We start from the raw sequence: 17,867 nt of genomic DNA, 5'->3' as shown, positions 1-17,867 counted from the left end.
CCCCGGGCGCACGGGCGACGAGTCTGCCACCGCCGGGACCGTGCGCCCGGCGACGACGGGACGGGGCCGCCGGGGCGGCACCGCCCGGGGGCGGGCTCAGGCGCCGGGCGCCTGGAGGTTCCAGTGGCGCACCGTGGGCACCCGGTGGTTCTCGCCGAGCACGCTCAGCGAGGCCGGGCTCAGCTCGAGGGCCGCCGCCGTGGCGGGCGGGAGACCGAGGTAGGTGGCCGCGAGGACGCGCAGCGAGTGGCCGTGGGCCACGACGCAGACCGGCCCCTCGTCGAGCAGCGGCCGGACCCGGGCCAGCGCGTGCGCCACCCGTGCGGCGACGTCCTGCACCAGCTCGCCCGGGGTCCGCCCCGGCGGGACGCCGTGGTCGAAGATCTTCCACTCGAAGCCGAGGCGCTCGCGGATCTCCGGCGTGGCCAGGCCCTCGACGCCGCCGTAGTCCCACTCGACGAGGTCGGGGTCCTCGACGAGCTCGAGCCCGTCGCCGAGCCCGGCGAGCTCGGCCGTCCGGCGCGCCCGCTGGAGGGGGCTGACCCGCACGGCCCGCACGTCCCACGGCGCGAGGAGCGCCCGCAGCGCCCGGGCCTGCTCCTCGCCGACGGCGTTGAGGGGGACGTCGGTGCGGCCCGTGTGCCGCCCGTCCCGCGCCCAGTCGGTCTGGCCGTGCCGCACGAGCAGGAGCGGGTACCGGCCGGGCCCGAGGGCCAGGCCGTGCGGCCCGTCGCCGAGGGCCGGGGGCGTCGCGTCGTCGGGGATGGTCACCGGGCGAGGCTAGGGGAGCGGCGCCGCCCTCCTACGCTGCTCGCCGTGCTCACCCCCCTGGCCGTCGCGCTCGGCGCGGCCTCGCTCGTGCTGGCGGTGTGGTCCCTCGTCGGCGCGGTCCGGGCGGCGCGCCCCTCCGGCGGGCAGCTGCTCCTCGCGGCGGCCCTCGAGGTCGGCCTGCTCGTGCAGGGCGTGGTCGCCGTCGTCCTCGTCGTCACCGGCACCCGGCCGCTGTCGACGGCGACCTTCGTGGGCTACCTCCTGACGATCGTGCTGCTGCTGCCGGCCGGCGTCTTCTGGGGGCTCGCCGACCGGAGCCGCTGGGGCAACGGCGTGCTGGCGGTGGCGGCGGTGACGACGGCGGTCCTCGTGCTGCGGCTCGAGCAGGTCTGGAACGGGTGAGGCGCGTGGACGGGTCGACGACGGGACGACGGGGCGGCCCGGCGCTGAGCAGCGGGCCGGGGCGCATCCTCGTGGCCGTCTACGCGGTGTTCGCCCTCTCGGCGAGCTTCCGGGCGGGCTTCCAGCTCGTCACCGACTTCCCGAGCGCGCCGCTGCCCTACCTGCTGTCGGCCTTCGCCGCGGCCGTCTACGTCGTCGCGACGGTGGCGCTCGTCCGCTCCAGCGAGCGCTCGCGCCGCGTGGCCCTGGTCGCCGTGACGGTCGAGCTCGTCGGCGTCCTCGCCGTCGGGACGCTCAGCCAGGTCGACGCCGCCGACTTCCCCGAGGCCACCGTCTGGTCCGGCTACGGCAGCGGCTACGGGTTCGTCCCGCTCGTCCTGCCCGTCCTCGGGCTCTGGTGGCTGCGCTCGCGGCGCCCGCGCCGCGGGCGTCCGCCGGTCGGCTGACCGGCGTCCGCCCCGCTCAACGGGTGGCGAGGAGGGCCACGCCCGTGCAGGCCGCCGCCCACAGGCCGCTGGCGAAGGTCCCGACGATGAAGCGCTCCGCCGCGTCGGTGGAGGCGCGGAGCTCGTCGTAGCGGCCGAGCCCCTTGACGGCGAGGACGACGGCCAGCCCCTCCGGCCAGCCCGCGAGGAGCGTCGCGGCGACGGCCGCCCGCTCGAGGGCGCCGATGGCGGCGCCGCCCCTGAGCACGACGGCAGAGATGGTCGCGTCGGCCCGCTGCCCCCGGCGCACGGCCTCGAGGACCGCCGTCGTCCACGGGCCGCCCGCGACGACGGCGGCGGCGACGGCCGCGGGCACGACGACGGCCGTGGCGCCCAGCCCCTGCGGGCCGAGCGGGCCACCGGCCGGCGTCCCCACCGCGGCCGCGAGGACGGCGGCGGCCGCGAGGAGCCCCAGCGGCGCGACGAGGGCGGCCCGCCGCAGGCCCAGCAGGCCGCGGCGCCGCAGCAGGTCGGCCGTCTGCGGCCAGCCGGGCGCGGCCGTCAGCGCGACGAGGAGGAGCAGCAGGGCGACCACGTCCCCACCCTGGCGCAGGCCACCGACGACCGGGGGCCCGCGCCCGCCCGCCGGGCCGGCTCAGCCGGCGGCCGCCGCCACGAGGCGCACCGCGAGCGGGACGAGGCGCTGCTCGGAGGACCAGCGGGCGGCGGCGAGCCGCTGGCTCACCGCCTGCGGCGTGATCCCGAGCCGCTCCGCCGCCCGCCCGGCGGGCAGGCCCTCCTCGACGAGGCGGACGACCTCCCGCCCGGCCGCCGAGCGGCGCCGCCGCAGGTCCACGAGGAGCAGCAGCGCGGTCTCCGCGTCGACGACGGCAGGGGCGGGCTCGGCGTCGTCGGGCCCGCCGCGGACGGCGACGCCCTCCCGGACGCGCTTGGCGGCCTCGACCGCGCGCCGGGCGGCCTCGAAGGCGACGCCGGCCCCCGCCCTCGTGCTGGCGGGCAGCGGCGTGCGGACGGCGCCGACGCCCACGCCGACGCTCCACCGGCCGTCGTCCGCCAGGGCCGTGACGGCCGCGACGACGGCGCCCGCGTCGTCGAGCACGCCCTGCACCTCGTCGCCGGCCGTCCGCTCGAAGGGCCGCAGGGGAGCCGGCCGGAGGGCCGAGAGCCGCTCCAGCAGGGCGGGCACCGCGTCGGCGCCGCGCCGGCTGCCGCGCTGGTCCACGGTGAGGACGACGGGACGGGTCACCGGTCAAGCCTGGGTGCTTGATGGTGCCAGGTCAAGCCCGAGGGCTTGACCCACGGCCGTGACGCGCCCGGCTCGGGCCGCCCGGGGGCCGCCGGGGACCCCGCCCTCTACCCTCGCGCCCGTGAGCACCAACGAGATCTACCAGTCGACGCTGACCGTCCTCGTCCGCCGCCTCGTCGCGGTGCTCGGGGTCGTCGCCCTCGTCGGGGGCGTCGTCCTCGCCGTCATGCGGCCCGCGACGTACGGCGGGTGGGTGCTCATCGCCTTCGGCGTGACCATGGGGCTGCTCGTGTGGCGGCAGAAGCAGCTCACCGACGACGGCCTCGTGCTCCGCCGCACCGCCCTCCGCGCCAAGGACTGACCCCGGCCCGCCGCCGGCGCCGGCCCGGTCTCGCCGTGCGGCCCCGGCGGGCGGCGCGCAGGGTGGACGACGACGGGCCGGCCACGGGGGTCGACCCGCCCCCACCCGGAGGTCTCACCGTGGCACCCAGCACCGTCTCCCGCGTCCTGCACGACGTCGGCCTCGCCGCCTGGTTCGGCGGCACGCTCGCCAACGCGGTGGCCCTCAACGCCGCCGCGGCCGCGCCCGGGGACCCCCGCGAGGCGGGCAAGGTCGCCAACGTCGGCTGGGACCGGTGGACGCCGGTCAACGCCGCCGCCATCGGCGCCCACCTCGTCGGCAGCGTCGGCCAGGTGATCGGCAACCGCGACCGCATCACCGACCAGCCCAGCGTGGCGACGATGAGCGTCACCAAGACCGTCCTCACGGTCGCCGCCCTCGGCGTCACGGCCTACAGCCGCAAGCTCGGCAAGGTCGTCTCGCAGCGCACCGACGTCCCCGTCGCCGCCGGGACGAGCCCCACCGCCGCGACGCCGCCCGACGTCGCCGACGCCCAGCGCCAGCTGCACGCCCTGCAGTGGGTCATCCCCTCGCTCACCGGGGCCCTCGTCGGCATCAGCTCCTTCGCCGGCGAGCAGCAGCGCCCGAGCAACCGGGCCACCGCCCTGGCCGACCGGGTCTTCCGCGCCTGACCCGACGGGTCGAGCGGGGGGCGGCGCGCTCGTGCGGGCCGCGCCGCCCCGCCGCCGCCCGGTCCGGACGTCCGGGCCGGGCGCGCTAGCGTCGACGCCGTGATCGAGCTCCTCAGCCCCGCCGAGGTCGAGCGGGCGCGCCCGGCCGGCCGCTTCGTCGCCGGTGTCCTCGCCGAGCTGCGCGACTCCGTGGGCGTCGGCACCGACCTCATGGACGTCGACGCCCTCGTCGCCCGCCGCATCGCGGAGGCCGGCGCGACGTCCTGCTACGTCGACTACGCGCCCTCCTTCGGCCGCGGCCCCTTCGCGCACTGGATCTGCACGTCGGTCAACGACGCGGTCCTCCACGGCCGGCCGCACCCGTACCGGCTGCAGCGCGGCGACCTGCTGAGCCTCGACCTGGCGGTCGAGGTCGAGGGCTGGGTGGCCGACTCGGCGCTGACGGTCGTCGTCGGGGCCGAGCCGACCCCGGCCGAGCAGCACATGATCGACACGACGGACGAGGCGCTGGCCGCGGGCATCGACGCCCTGCGGGTCGGCAACCGTCTCGGCGACGTCTCGGCGGCCATCGGCGGCGTCCTCCGCGGGGCCGGCTACCGCGTCAACACCGACTTCGGCGGCCACGGCGTCGGGCGCACCATGCACCAGGAGCCGCACGTGCCCAACGACGGCCGCGCCCGGCGCGGCATGCCGATCAAGCCGGGCCTGCTCGTCGCGCTGGAGCCGTGGGTCATGGTCGACACCGACGAGCTCGTCACGGACGACGACGGCTGGACCCTCCGCAGCGCCACCGGCGGCCGGGGCGTCCACGTCGAGCACACGTGCGTCGTCACCCCGGACGGGCCGGAGGTCCTCACCCTCCGCGACTGACCCCGCGCCACCGGCGCCGGGCGCCGAGGACCGCCGCCGCGCGGCGGACCTTGTGGCGGACGAGACCGGCGCCGCCCGCCGCCCGGTCGGCGGCCCGGAGCACGGTCCGCCTCGCGCGCGGAGCGGCGGCGCGCCGCGCGGCCGGCCAGGCGGTCGCGGCAGGCAGCACGCCGGCCCAGGCCCGCGCCTCCTCGGGCGTGGGCGCGTCCGCGAGGCGACGGGCGACCCGCAGGACGGGGCCGCGCAGGTCCGCACCGGGCCGCAGCTCGGGCAGCCGGCCGAGCACCCGGGCGAGCTCCGCGGCCACGAGGCCCGGGCCGGGGTGCGGCGCCGCGGCGAGGCCGGCCACGAGCAGGGCCGCGTCGAGGACCGGCTCGACCACCCCGGTGCCGGCCGTGTCGTCCCGCAGCCACCCGGCCGAGCCGTCGTCGGGGCGCCCGCCGACGTCGCGGACGAGCCGCAGGCCGGGCGCGTCGCCCCGGACGTGCGGCGGGTGCAGCCGCACCTCGCCCGCGACGGCGTCGTCGTCCCCGCGGAGCAGGCGCAGGTCGGGGGCGACGACGGGCGCCAGCGCCGCGAGCACCTCCTCGAGCGACGTCGTCCCCACCGGGGCGCCGACGACCCGCAGGGCGGGGGCGCCGGCCGCCCGGGCCCGTCCCAGCGCCCAGAGCGCGTAGCCGACGAGGAGGGGCGCGACGACGGCGGTGGCCGTGCCGGTGCGGTCGTCCCCCCGACCGTCCGCCGCCAGGCGCAGGCGGGCGAGGCGCGCCGCACCGGCGAGCGCCGAGGAGGTGCCGCCGGTGGCCGCGGCCGCGGCGTCCAGCCGGTGCTCGTCCGGCGTCAGGGCCGCGGCGGGCGCCCACGTCGCCTCGACGCCGGACAGCCGCGCCATGAGGACGTCCGAGCGGCGGTTGTCGCCGCGGTGCTCCCACCGGGAGGGGCGGCCGCCCAGCGCGCCGACGACCGCCGCGTAGGCCTCGCCCTCGCCCTTCTCCGCCGCCAGGTCGCTCGAGGTCCACACGAGGTCGCCCTCGCCCACCACGCCGCAGCGGCGCAGCAGGACGTCCAGCTGGGGCCCGGTGAGGGGGGTGTCGGAGAGGAACGCCACCCGTGCGCCCCCGCCCCTCCGCGCGGACAGGTCGGCCGCGCTGCCCGGCACCTCGCGGGTGAGCTCCGCCTCGACGTCGAGCTCGGCCGCGAGCAGGTCGCCGGCGGCCGTCGCCGGCAGGCCGAGGAGCTCGACCGTCTCGGCGGCGACGTCGGCCAGCGACCGGCCCGGCCCGCGCCGCCGCCGTGCCAGGTGCTCGCCGCGCTCGCGCGCCTCGACGTACTCCTCGCCGTCGACGTCGACGACCCCGGCGGCGCGCAGGCGCGCCGCGACGACGTACCCGACCTGGCGGGGCTCGCCGAGGGCGCGGGTGATGACCGTGTCGAAGCAGTCGGTGGACACGAGGTGGTCGGGCACGGGCACGGGGTCCTCCAGGGCACGGTGGTCGCGCCGATGATGGCCCAGGGCGACGACAGCGCTGCGTCGTCCTCGTGAACGCCGGTGGTCCTCACGGGTGACGTCCCGACGGACGGCCCCGGCGGTCGGCGGCGGCCCCTACGGTGACTGACCGTGAGCGCGACGGGGGTCATGGCGGTCGGGAGCCGGGCGGACGGCGACGAGCCGTCACCGGAGGGGCGGGGGCACGACGTGGGACCGACGACGGAGGAGCTGCGCAGCACGCGCGGCCAGGTCGTCTCCCGCGCGCTGATGCCGCGGGCCCGGGAGGTGCTCCTCAAGCTGCCGCTGGTGCCGCTGGGCGCGGCCGTGGCCGTCGTCGCGGAGGGCCGGCTGCCCACGGGCGCGCTGCTCGGCCAGCTCGTCGTCCTGTGGCTGCTCGTCGAGGTCCTCGCCTACCAGGCCCGCTACCAGCTCAACGACCTCCGCGACCGCGCGGCCGACGCCGCCCACCCGGAGAAGACGCACCGGGGCCGGCTGACCTTCCCTTGGACCCCGCTGCGGGCCGCGGTCGTCTGGGGGAGCCTCGTCGCCCGCGTCGTCCTCGCCGTCGGCCTCGCGGTCTGGCTGCCCGGCGCCGCCGGTCAGGCCGCCGTCGCCTTCCTCGTCCTCCTCGTGCTCGTCTCGGGCACCTACGAGGTGTGCCGCGAGCGCATCCGCCGCGGGCCCGACGTCGTGCCGGGCAGCACCGACGCGCGCCGGCTCGGCCTGCCCGTGCTGCTGTGCATCCCCCTCGGCTACGGGCTGCGCGTCTGGGCGGGCTACCACGCCGCCTCGCAGGGCGAGCTGCCCGCGGTCCTGGGCCTGCTCCTCGTCGTCACCGTGCTCGCCACCTACACGGCCACCGTCTGCACGGCGTGGGCGCTCGAGGCCACGACGTTCCTGCGCGGCCGGGGCGAGCCCCCGGCGGCCGGCCTGCAGCGCCGGGCGCACGTCGGCCTCCTGCTCCAGCACGCCGGCCTGCTGCGGGCCGAGGGCACGACGGCCGCCGTCCCGGCGGAGCCCGCGTCCCTCGTCGTCGCCCGGGACCGCCCCGCCTCGTCGTGGGCCGACTGGAAGGTCTGGGACGTCGCGGGCGCGCTCGCGGTGCTCGGCGCCTACGCCACCGTCGCCGTCGGCGGGGGAGCGGGGCCCCTCGCGGGCGCCGTCCTCGGCACGGCGGCGGTCGTCAGCGCGGCGGCACCCACGGTGCTGCACCTCCGCAGCCGGCCGGGCGGCGGCGCGTGGGACGGGCGCGCGCCCTGGCTGGCGCCGGGCTCGTTGGCCGCGGTCGTCGCCGTGGAGGTCGGGGCGCTCGTCGTGGCCGCCGCCGTCCTGCTCCTCACCGCCCCCGCGCAGGCGCGCCTGCTCTGGCTCGTGGTGTTCGTCCTCTTCCAGGTGGGCTCGATCCGCACCAGCTCCTACCGCCGCGGCTTCGGCCCGCTCTCGACCGTCCGCCGACCGCTCGCCTGGGTGCGCGACCGCGCCTGACCCGACGGCGGGGGCGCACCGCCCCGGCACCGCCCCCGGTGGTTGGATCGTCGGCGTGACGCACGGCGCCGGGGCGGCCTGATGGGCGCGGGGCACCACCACGGCCCCTCGGCCGGGCCCGACGGCGCGCAGGACCAGCGCCGCCGCCTGCTCGTCGTCCTCGGCCTCACGGCGACCGTCATGGTCGTCCAGGTGGTCGGCGGGCTCGTCACCGGCAGCCTCGCGCTGCTGGCCGACGCCGCGCACATGCTCACCGACGTCGTCGGGCTCGGCATCGCCGTCCTCGCGGCCACCCTGGCGCTGCGCCCGCCGACGTCGCGGCGCACGTGGGGGCTGCGCCGCGCCGAGGTGCTCGGCGCCACCGTCCAGGCGGGGCTGCTCCTCGCCGTCGGCGTCCTCGTGGCCGTCGAGGCGGTCCGGCGCCTCGCCGAGCCGCCCGAGGTGGCGGCCGGCCTCGTGCTCGTCTTCGGCGCCGTGGGCCTGGCGGTCAACGTCGTCGGGCTCGCCGTGCTGGCCCGCGGGCGGGGGGCGAGCGTCAACACCCGGGCGGCCTTCCTCGAGGTGCTCGCCGACGGCGTGGGGTCCGTGGCCGTGCTCGTGTCCGCGCTCGTCGTCCTGCTCACCGGGTGGCAGCGGGCCGACGCCGTCGCGTCCTTCGTCGTCGTCGCCCTCGTCGTGCCCCGCACGCTGTCGATCCTCCGCGAGACGACGGGGGTCCTCCTCGAGGCCGTCCCGCGGGACCTGGACCTCGACGACGTCCGCGGGCACCTGCTGGCGCTGCCGCACGTCCGGGGGGTCCACGACCTCCACGCCTCGGAGATCGTCAGCGGGCTCCCCGTGCTCTCCGCCCACGTCGTCCTCGACGACGGCTGCTTCCACGACGGGCACGCGCCCCAGGTGCTCGACGTGCTCCAGCGGTGCGTGGCCGAGCACTTCGCCGTGGCGGTGCACCACTCGACGTTCCAGCTCGAGCCGCTGTCCCACCACGGGCACGAGGAGCACGCCCACCCCTGAGGGCGGTCGCCCGCCGTCCGCCGGAGCGGGCCCGGGCCCGACGCGGGCGGTCAGGGCCGGCGCGACGCCGCCCGCCGCCGCCGCTCGCGCACCTGCAGCACCACGCCGACGGCCGCCGCGACGACCAGGACGGCCACGGGCGCCGCGACGAGCGCCTCGCCCACGTGCGGCAGGACGACGACGAGGGGCGAGGAGGGGTCGGCAGCGCTCACGGCGGCATCGTGCCGCGCGGCGAGCCTCACCGGCGCCCTCCCGGAGGGCGCCACCCGCCCGGGTGACGCCTCCGCCGCGCGCCGCGGCCCGGTGGCACTTACGGTCCGTGCGACCTGTTCTGGCTTACGCCGTAAAGCACGAGGAGCGCACCCCCATGGCACGACGACGCGACACGTCCTTCGAGGACGCGGCGGACCCGCGGACGTCCTCCGCCGACGAGGCGACGGGCACGCTCAACCTCACGCGGGCGGGACTCGCCGAGATGATCGGCGCCTTCTTCCTCGTCTTCACCGGGACGGCCACGGCCGTCGCCGCCACGCTCGGCACCGCCATCGGCGGGGCGCCGCCGGACAGCCTCGCCATCGCGCTCGCCTTCGGCTTCGTCCTCGCGGCGCTCGTCGGGGCGCTCGGGCACGTCAGCGGGGCCCACCTCAACCCGGCCGTCACGCTCGGCCTCGCGGTCACCGGCAAGTTCGCCTGGCGCGCCGTGCCGGTCTACGTCGGCTTCCAGCTCGCCGGCGCCGTCCTGGCCGCCCTCGCCACGTGGGCGGCCTTCGGTCCCGACGCCCGCTCCGTCGCGGCGCTCGGGGCACCCGCCCCGGCGGACGGCGTCTCCGACGGGCGCGCCTTCCTCGTCGAGGCGCTCATCACCTTCCTGCTCGTCTTCGTCATCATCGCCGTGACGAGCGACCGTCGGGCCTCGGGCGCGGCGGCGAGCACGAGCATCGGTTTCGCGCTCGCGGCTGCCGTCCTCATCGGCGGGCCGGTCACCGGCGGCGCCGTCAACCCCGTGCGCGCGCTCGGGCCCATGCTCGTCAGCGGCGAGCTCGGCAGCGCCTGGCTGTACCTGCTGGCGCCGGTCGTCGGCGGCATCGCGGCCGCGGTCCTCTACGACCGGGTCATCGGGCGGGCGTCGGCCCCCACGGCCTGACCCCTCGTCCGACGCACCCGACGGCCCGGGCGGCGGCCCGGGCCGTCGGGCCGCACGGTGGGGCGGTGGACACCTTCCGGCGCGACGGCCTCACCTTCGACGTCACCGACACCGCCCCGGCCGGCCGGCCGGGGGAGGTAACCGGCGGTCAGGTCGCCCTGTGCCTCCACGGCTTCCCGCAGGACCGGTCGGCCTGGGACGGCGTCGCGCCCCGGCTCGCCGCCGCGGGGGTGCGCGTGCTGGCGCCGGACCAGCGCGGGTACTCGCCGGGTGCCCGGCCGCGCGGGCGGCGGCCGTACGCGCTGCCCGAGCTCGTCGCCGACGCGGTCGCCCTGCTCGACGCCGTCGGCGTGGCCCGCGCCCACGTCGTCGGTCACGACTGGGGCGGCGTCGTGGCGTGGGCGCTGGCGGCGCGGCACCCGGACCGGGTGGCGTCGCTGACGGCGCTCTCGCAGGCGCACCCGGCGGCGATGGTCGGCGCCGTCACCCGGTCCGACCAGCTGCTGCGCTCGGCGTACGTCCTCGGCTTCCAGGTGCCGTGGCTCCCCGAGCGGGTGCTGCTGCGCCGTGGCGGCCGGGGGCTGCGGGAGACGCTGCGGCGCACCGGCCTGGCCGACGAGCTCGCCGCGGGCTACGCACTTCGTGCCGGCGAGGGCGGCCGCCTCACCGCGGCGCTCGGCTGGTACCGCGCCCTCCCGTTCTCCGGAGGCGTCGGACGGGTCGGGGTGCCCGTGACCTACCTGTCCGGTCGCGACGACCCCTTCTACGCCCGGGCGGCGGTCGAGGGGACCGCCGACCTCGTCCGCGGCCCCTACGAGCACCGGGTGCTGCCGACCGGCCACTGGGTGCCCGAGCGGGAGCCGGACGCGGTGGTCGCGGCGGTCCTGGCGCACGTGCGGCGCCGCTGATCACGGGGTCGTCGACGGGGTCGGCCCCGTGCCGGCGGCCGTGCGCCTGGTGTCAGGGCCGGCGTGCCGAGAGCTGGACCGGGGTGGCCTGCCTCGTGGCGCCTGCGTCGGAGGAGCAGCAAGGGTCGGTGCACGCGCTCCCTGCGCCGCCGCCGTCGTCGGTGCGGGTGGTGGTCAGGGCGGTGGGGGCGCAGCAGGCGTCGCCGCGCCAGGCCCCCCGGGCCTCCCCGAGGGCGACGGCGGCGATCACCAGGGCGGCGACGGGGCCGGCCCAGGTCCAGCCGAGGGTGGCGTTGAGCAGCAGCCCGACGAGCAGGACCGCCGAGAGGTAGGTGCACAGCAGCGTCTGCTTCGAGTCGGCCACGGCCGAGGCGGAGCCGAGCTCGCGGCCGGTGCGGCGCTCGAACCACGACAGGAACGGCATGACGGCCAGGCTGAGGGCGGCCAGGACGATGCCGACCCGGACGTGCTCGGGCTCGACGGCGCCGAGCAGGGTGCGGACGGCGTCGACCGACACGAGCAGGGCCAGACCGACGAAGGACACCGCGATCAGGCGCATCGCGACCCGCTCGCGGGCCTGCGGGTCGGGGACGGAGAACTGCCACGCGACCGCGGCGGCCGACAGCACCTCGACGACGGAGTCGAGCCCGAAGGCGACCAGCGCGGTCGAGGACGCGACGTGGCCGGCGGTGAGGGCCACGACGGCCTCGACGACGTTCCAGGTGATCGTGACGGCCACGACCCAGCGGACCCGGCGGGTCAGCACGGCTCGGCGCGTTGCGTTGAGGTCGGGCGTCGCCGGCGCGCTGTGGGCGATCACCGGACTGTCCCCGCACGCTCGGAGGCGGCGTCGGCGCCGGTCAGGGCCTCGAGCAGCGCGGTGCCGGTCGGGGTGAGGCGGTACATGACGAGCTTCCCGTCGCGGCGGGAGGCGGCCAGGCCGGCGGCCCGCAGCGCCCGGGCGTGGTGGGAGACGAGGTTGGTCGCCAGACCGGTCACCCACGCCAGGTCGCACCCGCACATCGCCCCGCCGGTCGCCAGCGCCGTCGCGACGCGCAGGCGGGTCGGGTCGGACAGCGCCTTGGCTCTCGCGGCGACGCCGTCCAGGGCCTCGGGAGCGGGCAGGGCCGCACGGACCTGCTCCGCGTGCGGCAGGTCGAGGCACAGCAGGTCGCAGTCGTCCGCTCGCTCCACCCGATCACCCTAACCGTCGTTGGAGCGTTAGGGTGAGCCGTCGCCCTGCCGGTGACCGCGCCGACGACCCACGGGGGCGCGCCCCGACCGCTGGAGGACCCGGTCATGAGCACCGCACCGAGGCCGGCCCCGGGCCGTCGCCGTCGTCCCGGCACGCTGTCGCGGGTGCTGACCGTGGTCGCCGGCGGCTTCCTGGCCGCGGTCGCCGCGCTGGTGGTCGTCACCGTCGTCGCCGGCGGTGGCGGGCGGACGCCGGCCGCGCAGGCCGACGTCCCCCTGGTGCGCGAGGACAGCCACCACCTCTCCGACGCCGGTCCGGGCGCGCCGGTGCTCGTGGGGTTCCTGGACCTGGAGTGCGAGGCGTGCGCCGAGGTCTACCCGACGGTGGAGGAGCTGCGGGCCGAGTACGACGGGCGCCTCACCGTGGTCGCGCGGTACTTCCCGCTGCCCGGGCACCCCAGCTCCGAGACGGCCGCGGTCGTGGTCGAGGCCGCCGCCGGCCAGGGCGCCTTCGAGGGCATGTACCGGCGGATGTACGAGACGCAGGAGCGGTGGAGCCACCGGGAGGCCTCCCAGGCAGACGTCTTCCGCGGGTTCGCGGCCGACCTCGGCCTGGACCTGCCCACCTACGACGCCGCCGTGGCCGACCCGGCCACCCTCCAGCGGGTCGGGCAGGACCTCATGGACGGCCAGGCCCTCGGCGTCCAGGGCACCCCGACCTTCTTCCTCGACGGGCAGCGGATCGAACCGACCTCACCCGACCACTTCCGCGAGCTCGTCGACCAGGCCCTCGCGGCCGACTGATGGGTTCTCTCGGTCTCGCCAGCGGCGTGTGGTTGTGGAAAGGGCACAACACGGCTGCCTCAGAGCAAAATCGATGGCGGCCTCAACCGGTCGATGCACCACCCACGATGGCCACGACCCGTGGAGGTGCCCGTGCCGAGCCCCGCGCTCACGCCCGCCCAGCAGGACCAGGCTTGGACGGCCTGGAGGACCGGCCAGTCGGTCCGCTCGATCGCTCGGGACATCGGGGAGCCGACGTACCGCGTCAGCCGGTACTTCGGCGCTACCGGCGGGGTTCGGGTCCATCCCGCTGGCCGCTCGTCGAGGCACCTGTCGCTGGTCGAGCGGGAAGAGATCTCCCGTGGCCTGGCCGCCGGCTTGAGCTTGCGGCGCATCGCAGCCGCTCTCGGCCGGCCTGCCTGCACGGTCTCGAGGGAGGTGGCCCGGAACGGAGGCCGCGAGGCGTACCGGGCCCATGGTGCAGACAGCGCGGCGAGCAGGTGCCGGCCGAGCGAGCCGTATCGACGTTCTACGTCGCGGGGCCGAGCTGCTGCGCTGAGCGCCGGCCGCGGTCAGGACGTGGTGGTACGGCTGGTCTGCCAGGTGGCCAGGAAGCGCATGGCGTCGCGCGAGGTGGGGTCGGCGGCGGTGTAGATGAAGAGTGTCTGAGTGGGCTCGTCGGGCAGGGTGAACGCTTCCCAGTCGATGGTCAGCGGGCCGGCGACGGGGTGGGCGAAGCGCTTGGTGCCCGAGGTGCGGCCCTGGGGTCGGGGGTCGGCCCACCAGGTGCGGAACTCGGCGCTGGTGGTGGCGAGGTCGCCGACGAGGGCGGCGATGGCGGCGTCCTTGGGGTGGGCGCTGGACTCCAGGTGGAGCACGCCGACCATCTCCGAGACCACGACGGCCCAGTCGAGGTAGAGGTCCTTGGCGGTGGGGTCGGTCAGCAGCCAGCGGAGCAGGTTCTGGCGGTCGTCGGGTTCGGCGGGGAAGTCGTGGATCAGTGCCCAGGTGAGGTCGTTGCCGGTGAGGACCTCCATGCGGGGGCCCAGGACGAACGCGGCCTGGTCGACCAGGGCGCCGATCATGCGGGTGACGCCGGGGCGGACGGTCGCGCGGGGCGGACGGCGACGGCCGTCGGAGCGGTGGCCGGCGAGGTTGAACAGGTAGTCGCGTTCGGCGTCGTCCAGGCGCAGGGTCCGGGCGACGGCGGCCAGGACCGACTCCGAGGGGGTGATCTGGCGGCCCTGCTCGAGGCGGACGTACCAGTCGGCGCTGACGCCGGACAGGTAGGCGACCTCCTCGCGGCGCAGCCCGGGCACCCGGCGGGGCCCGGTGACGGGCACGCCGGCCTCGGCGGGGCTGACGGCGGCGCGCTTGGCGGTCAGGAACGAGCTCAGCGCCTGGTTGGTGGCCACCGCCCCATGCTCGCCCCGGCCGCAACCCGGAAGAAGGGGTGTGGGTGGGTCGCCGGCTCCTAGGGTGCGGCGACCCTTCCTCGGCCCTGGTGGTGGGCGGTTGCCTGTTCAGGCAAGCGCGTCGGGCAGCTGTCCGGCGCCACCGTCTGCTCAACCGGCTGGAGGGCCCTCATGCACACCTGGTTCATCACCGGCTCATCGCGTGGCTTCGGACGCGAGGTCGCCCTGGAGGCGCTGCGCCGCGGCGACCGGGTCGTGGCCACTGCCCGCTCCACCGACGCCCTGACCGACCTGGCTCGAACCGCCGGCGTCGACGACGACCAGGTCCTGGCCCTCGCGTTGGACGTGACCGACGCCGAGCAGGTCGCGACCGTCGTGGCCCGCGCCGAGGAGGCCTTCGGCGGGATCGACGTGCTCTTCAACAACGCCGGGATCGGGTACTTCGCCGCGGTCGAGGAGAGCCAGGAGGCCGAGTACCGCCGGATGATGGAGATCAACGTCTTCGGCCTCGTCGGGGTGACTAACGCGGTGCTGCCGGGGATGCGGGACCGCCGCACCGGCACCGTGGTCAACGTCTCCTCGGTCGGCGGGATGCGCTCGTTCCCCGCGGTCGGCTGGTACAACGCCTCGAAGTTCGCCGTCGAGGGCCTGTCGGAGGCCCTCGCGCAGGAGGTCGCCCCGCTGGGCGTGCGCGTGGTCATCGTCGAGCCCGGCCCGTTCGCGACCGACTGGGCCGGGTCCTCGGCCGCCGAGGTCACCCCCGAGGACGAGATCGCCGACTACGCGGCCACCGCCGGCGCCCAGCGCCGCACCTTCCGTCAGGGCGCCGGCGCCGAGCCCGGTGACCCCGCCCGCGCCGCGGCCGCGATCGTGGCCGTCGCCCACGAGGACACCCCGCCGCTGCGGCTGCCGCTGGGCGCCATCGCCTACGACGGCATCCGCGAGAAGCTCGACATGGTCCGCGACGACATCGCCGCCCGTGAGTACCTCAGCCGCGGCGCCGACGAGACCTCCACCGGGGACGCCGCGTGACCGCCCCCGACGCCACCAGCAGCGACAGCACCAGCACCCAGCAGGAGCACATGGAGACCGCCAAGAAGCTGCGGGTCGCGGTGACCGGCATCAACGGCAAGGTCGGCGGGTACGCCGTCGACGCGCTGCTGGCCGCCGGTCACGAGGTCGTCGGGATCGACCGCACCTCGGCCCAGCGCGACGACATCATCTCGATCGTCGCCGACCTGGGCGACTACGGGCAGACCTTCGACGCCCTCGGCTCGGTCGGCTGGGACGTCTTGGGAGACACCCAGGACCGGGCCTTCGACGTCGTGGTCCACCTCGCCGCGGTGCCCCACCCCCGGCTGGTCTCCAACACCCAGACCTTCGGGAACAACGTGATGGCGTTCTACAACGTCGTGGAGGCCTGCCGGCGGCTGAAGATCAAGGACATCGTCATCGCCTCCAGCGAGACCGTCCTGGGCGTGCCCTTCGGTGACGACCTGCCCTACCTGCCGCTGGACGACGACGCGCCCCGCCGCGGCCGCAACGCCTACGGCCTGTCCAAGGTCGTCGGTGAGCACGTCGCCGAGGAGTTCACCGCCGGCGACCCCGACCTGCGGATCACCGCGCTGCGGATCTCCTACGTCCAGACCGTGCAGGAGTACGCCGAGTACCCCTCGTTCGCCGACGACCTCGACGCCCGCGCGTGGGACATCTGGTCTTACGTCGACGCCCGTGACGTCGGCCAGGCCGTTGAGCTCGCCGTCCGCCACGAGCCCCGGGGCTTCCGCGCCTACCTGATCGTGGCCGACGACACCGTCATGCCGATCCCGACCGCCGACATCATCGCCGCCCGCTACCCCCGCGCCGAGGTCCGCGGCCGCATCGCCGAGCACGGCTCGCTGCTGTCCAACGCCCGCGCCCGCGACGAGCTCGGCTTCACCCCCCGCCACTCCTGGCGCGACCACGTCTGACCCAGCATTCACCACACCCACCACGGCGCCAGCACGAGCGCGAGCACGCGCAGCGACGTCCCCCTCGAGCAAGGAGCACCGATGAGCGACACCACCACCACCACGGGCACGGCCGCCGCCCGCCCTCTGGCCCTGGTCACCGGCGGCGCCTCCGGGATCGGCCTGGAGCTGGCCAAGCAGTTCGCCACCCACGGCTACGACGTGGCGATCTCCGGGCAGAGCGAGCGGGTCTTCGACTCCGCCAAGACCCTGGCGGACCTGGGTGTGGAGGCCTACCCCTTCCGCGGGGACGCCGGCACCTACGACGGCGTCGAGGGCTTCTGGACCTTCGTGACCGACCTCGGCCGCCCCGTCGCCGCGGCCGCGCTCAACGTCGGGATCGGCGTCGGCGGTGCCTTCGTCGACACCGACCTGGACGACGAGCTCAAGCTCATCGCGATCAACGTCACCGGCACCGTCCACATGGCCAAGCGGGTCGTGCAGCACATGGTCGCAGGCGGTGACGGGCGGATCTTGGTCGTCTCGTCGGTCTCGGCGACCACCCCCACCCCCTACGAGACCGTCTACGGCCCGTCCAAAGCCTTCGGGTTCTCCTTCGCCGAGTCCCTGCGCGAAGAGCTCAAGGACACCGGCGTGTCCGTCACCGCCCTGCTCCCTGGCGCCACCAACAGCGAGTTCCACGCCAACGCCGGCATGGGCAACACCAAGTTCGGCGACAACTCCTGGAAGAACGACAAGACCCTCGTCGCCCAGCAGGGCTACGACGCGCTCATCGCCGGCGACGACCACGTCGTCGGCGGCGACGAGGCCACCAAGCAGGCCGCGATCGACAACCGCACCACCCCCGAGCCGGTCAAGGCCGCCCGACAGGCCGAGGCCGCCCGCCCGTCCTGACGCACACCACCAACAACAGGGCCGACGGCAACCAGCCGCCGGCCCTGCTCTGCATCCGGCTTCCTGTCGAAACCTCCAAGCCGACTGTCCGTGGCGTCATTCGATGGTTTCTGGCACACCGGGTGGCGGGGTTGTCGAGGGGCGTTCGATTGCCTGTGCCACATGACGCGAGCTTCTGGAGCAGTGGAGCAACGGACACCCTTTCTGGGACAGTTGTCGACTGGTGCGCGTGTCGCGCGGGCGGTCGGGGCCTCGGTCGTGGCGTCGGTCAGGGCTGCCGACCAGGGTGAGGTGGCGTCTCTACCCTGCGGCTATGCCCGTGCCCCGTCTCCCGCACGCGGGCGCCCCACGGCTGCCGGGGGCGTGGTTGGCGGCCGTGCTGGTCGTGGTGGTGGTCGCCGTCCTAGGGGCTCACCACCATCAGACGGGCGCGGACGGGCCTGCCGACACGCGGTCAGCTGCGGTCCATGGGGGTCTTGCCGCTCACGTGCACGGTGATGCTCCTGCGGGATACCCAGGCCAGTCCGAGCATGTAGGGCATTCGGGATCGGGGGAGCACTCGGGTGCTCATCCCAGCGGTCACCTGGCCGGGCAGAGGGCAGAGGTGGCTGCCGCGGCGGGCCGGTCCGGTCGAGCCGATGCTGACCGGTCGTGGGTGGTCGGGGTCGTCGGGGTGGCGCTGCTGGCGTGGGCCACCCGGGCGCACGGGCTCCGGGGTCCTCCGCTGGTGCGTGGCTCGGTGTGGGTGCCGGCGGGCCCGTCCTTGGCGCAGCTGTGCCTGCGGAGGGTCTGACCGCCTTCTGA

22 protein-coding genes are annotated in these 17,867 nt (G+C 76.6%); 14 read left to right on the top strand and 8 right to left on the bottom strand.

Features of this window, described 5'->3' with window-relative positions; genetic code table 11:
- Positions 1-96: 96 nt before the first annotated feature.
- Positions 97-771 (bottom strand): histidine phosphatase family protein, encoded by a 675-nt coding sequence (locus EDC03_RS00930; RefSeq protein ID WP_199719826.1) that lies wholly within the window; start codon positions 769-771, stop codon positions 97-99.
- Between the two features lie 45 nt (positions 772-816).
- Here EDC03_RS00930 and EDC03_RS00925 point away from each other — a divergent pair, with 45 nt between their 5' ends.
- A complete protein-coding gene (locus EDC03_RS00925) occupies positions 817-1,173 on the top strand; it encodes a hypothetical protein (RefSeq protein WP_123378334.1) in 357 nt (118 codons plus the stop codon).
- Between the two features lie 5 nt (positions 1,174-1,178).
- On the top strand, positions 1,179-1,619 hold the full coding sequence (locus EDC03_RS00920; RefSeq protein ID WP_199719825.1) for a hypothetical protein: 441 nt from the start codon (positions 1,179-1,181) through the stop codon (positions 1,617-1,619).
- A gap of 16 nt (positions 1,620-1,635) precedes the next feature.
- Here EDC03_RS00920 and EDC03_RS00915 read toward each other — a convergent pair whose 3' ends face one another.
- Both EDC03_RS00915 and EDC03_RS00910 read right to left on the bottom strand, forming a co-directional pair.
- Positions 1,636-2,193, bottom strand: a complete 558-nt coding sequence (locus tag EDC03_RS00915; protein WP_199719824.1) for a hypothetical protein — start codon at positions 2,191-2,193, stop codon at positions 1,636-1,638.
- Positions 2,194-2,253: 60 nt separating this feature from the next.
- Positions 2,254-2,865: a hypothetical protein gene (locus tag EDC03_RS00910; RefSeq protein WP_123378332.1), complete on the bottom strand. Its 612-nt coding sequence runs from the start codon at positions 2,863-2,865 to the stop codon at positions 2,254-2,256.
- Positions 2,866-2,986: 121 nt separating this feature from the next.
- Between EDC03_RS00910 and EDC03_RS00905 the strand changes: the two genes are divergently transcribed.
- From EDC03_RS00905 to map, 3 genes are all read left to right on the top strand, one after another.
- The gene (locus tag EDC03_RS00905) at positions 2,987-3,226 is read left to right on the top strand and encodes a hypothetical protein (RefSeq protein WP_123378331.1); all 240 of its coding nucleotides are present in this window, start codon (positions 2,987-2,989) and stop codon (positions 3,224-3,226) included.
- A 119-nt stretch (positions 3,227-3,345) separates the two neighbouring features.
- Positions 3,346-3,897 carry a hypothetical protein gene (locus tag EDC03_RS00900; protein WP_123378330.1) on the top strand — a complete coding sequence of 184 codons (552 nt, stop codon included), beginning with the start codon at positions 3,346-3,348 and terminating at the stop codon, positions 3,895-3,897.
- Between the two features lie 99 nt (positions 3,898-3,996).
- Complete coding sequence (gene map, locus EDC03_RS00895; RefSeq protein ID WP_123378329.1) at positions 3,997-4,767, top strand: type I methionyl aminopeptidase; 771 nt, start codon at positions 3,997-3,999, stop codon at positions 4,765-4,767.
- Here map and EDC03_RS00890 read toward each other — a convergent pair.
- The gene (locus tag EDC03_RS00890; protein ID WP_148057973.1) at positions 4,751-6,238 is read right to left on the bottom strand and encodes a hypothetical protein; all 1,488 of its coding nucleotides are present in this window, start codon (positions 6,236-6,238) and stop codon (positions 4,751-4,753) included. The genes map and EDC03_RS00890 overlap by 17 nt on opposite strands.
- A gap of 147 nt (positions 6,239-6,385) precedes the next feature.
- Between EDC03_RS00890 and EDC03_RS00885 the strand changes: the two genes are divergently transcribed.
- Positions 6,386-7,741, top strand: a complete 1,356-nt coding sequence (locus EDC03_RS00885) for a hypothetical protein (protein WP_148057972.1) — start codon at positions 6,386-6,388, stop codon at positions 7,739-7,741.
- Between the two features lie 81 nt (positions 7,742-7,822).
- Positions 7,823-8,755 (top strand): cation diffusion facilitator family transporter, encoded by a 933-nt coding sequence (locus EDC03_RS00880; protein ID WP_123378326.1) that lies wholly within the window; start codon positions 7,823-7,825, stop codon positions 8,753-8,755.
- Between the two features lie 50 nt (positions 8,756-8,805).
- Here EDC03_RS00880 and EDC03_RS17420 read toward each other — a convergent pair whose 3' ends face one another.
- Positions 8,806-8,967 carry a hypothetical protein gene (locus tag EDC03_RS17420; protein WP_158674155.1) on the bottom strand — a complete coding sequence of 54 codons (162 nt, stop codon included), beginning with the start codon at positions 8,965-8,967 and terminating at the stop codon, positions 8,806-8,808.
- Positions 8,968-9,122: 155 nt separating this feature from the next.
- On the opposite strand from EDC03_RS17420, the gene EDC03_RS00875 reads away from it, so the two are divergent.
- Both EDC03_RS00875 and EDC03_RS00870 read left to right on the top strand, forming a co-directional pair.
- Positions 9,123-9,899 (top strand): MIP/aquaporin family protein, encoded by a 777-nt coding sequence (locus EDC03_RS00875; RefSeq protein WP_123378325.1) that lies wholly within the window; start codon positions 9,123-9,125, stop codon positions 9,897-9,899.
- Positions 9,900-9,964: 65 nt separating this feature from the next.
- On the top strand, positions 9,965-10,807 hold the full coding sequence (locus EDC03_RS00870; RefSeq protein WP_123378324.1) for an alpha/beta fold hydrolase: 843 nt from the start codon (positions 9,965-9,967) through the stop codon (positions 10,805-10,807).
- A gap of 52 nt (positions 10,808-10,859) precedes the next feature.
- On the opposite strand, the gene EDC03_RS00865 is transcribed toward EDC03_RS00870, so the two are convergent.
- A complete protein-coding gene (locus tag EDC03_RS00865; RefSeq protein WP_123378725.1) occupies positions 10,860-11,624 on the bottom strand; it encodes a cation efflux transmembrane domain-containing protein in 765 nt (254 codons plus the stop codon).
- Positions 11,624-12,001 (bottom strand): ArsR/SmtB family transcription factor, encoded by a 378-nt coding sequence (locus EDC03_RS00860; RefSeq protein WP_123378323.1) that lies wholly within the window; start codon positions 11,999-12,001, stop codon positions 11,624-11,626. The genes EDC03_RS00865 and EDC03_RS00860 overlap by 1 nt, the downstream gene beginning before the upstream one ends.
- Before the next feature lie 105 nt (positions 12,002-12,106).
- On the opposite strand from EDC03_RS00860, the gene EDC03_RS00855 reads away from it, so the two are divergent.
- Positions 12,107-12,805 carry a DsbA family protein gene (locus EDC03_RS00855; protein ID WP_123378322.1) on the top strand — a complete coding sequence of 233 codons (699 nt, stop codon included), beginning with the start codon at positions 12,107-12,109 and terminating at the stop codon, positions 12,803-12,805.
- Between the two features lie 93 nt (positions 12,806-12,898).
- Positions 12,899-13,438 carry a helix-turn-helix domain-containing protein gene (locus EDC03_RS18515; protein ID WP_123378321.1) on the top strand — a complete coding sequence of 180 codons (540 nt, stop codon included), beginning with the start codon at positions 12,899-12,901 and terminating at the stop codon, positions 13,436-13,438.
- Here EDC03_RS18515 and EDC03_RS00845 read toward each other — a convergent pair.
- Positions 13,357-14,199: a helix-turn-helix transcriptional regulator gene (locus tag EDC03_RS00845; RefSeq protein WP_123378320.1), complete on the bottom strand. Its 843-nt coding sequence runs from the start codon at positions 14,197-14,199 to the stop codon at positions 13,357-13,359. The genes EDC03_RS18515 and EDC03_RS00845 overlap by 82 nt on opposite strands.
- A gap of 171 nt (positions 14,200-14,370) precedes the next feature.
- Between EDC03_RS00845 and EDC03_RS00840 the strand changes: the two genes are divergently transcribed.
- From EDC03_RS00840 to EDC03_RS00830, 3 genes are all read left to right on the top strand, one after another.
- On the top strand, positions 14,371-15,231 hold the full coding sequence (locus EDC03_RS00840; RefSeq protein ID WP_123378319.1) for an oxidoreductase: 861 nt from the start codon (positions 14,371-14,373) through the stop codon (positions 15,229-15,231).
- Positions 15,228-16,169: an NAD-dependent epimerase/dehydratase family protein gene (locus tag EDC03_RS18320; protein WP_123378318.1), complete on the top strand. Its 942-nt coding sequence runs from the start codon at positions 15,228-15,230 to the stop codon at positions 16,167-16,169. Before EDC03_RS00840 ends, EDC03_RS18320 begins: the two co-directional genes overlap by 4 nt.
- A gap of 81 nt (positions 16,170-16,250) precedes the next feature.
- Entirely contained in the window at positions 16,251-17,063 is an 813-nt protein-coding gene (locus EDC03_RS00830) for an SDR family NAD(P)-dependent oxidoreductase (protein WP_199719823.1), read from the top strand.
- Positions 17,064-17,867: the final 804 nt, after the last annotated feature.

It is taken from the genome of Pseudokineococcus lusitanus, assembly GCF_003751265.1.
Lineage (GTDB): Bacteria > Actinomycetota > Actinomycetes > Actinomycetales > Quadrisphaeraceae > Pseudokineococcus > Pseudokineococcus lusitanus.
Note: the sequence above shows the minus strand (reverse complement) of the source record. Positions and strands in the feature narration are given on the sequence as shown.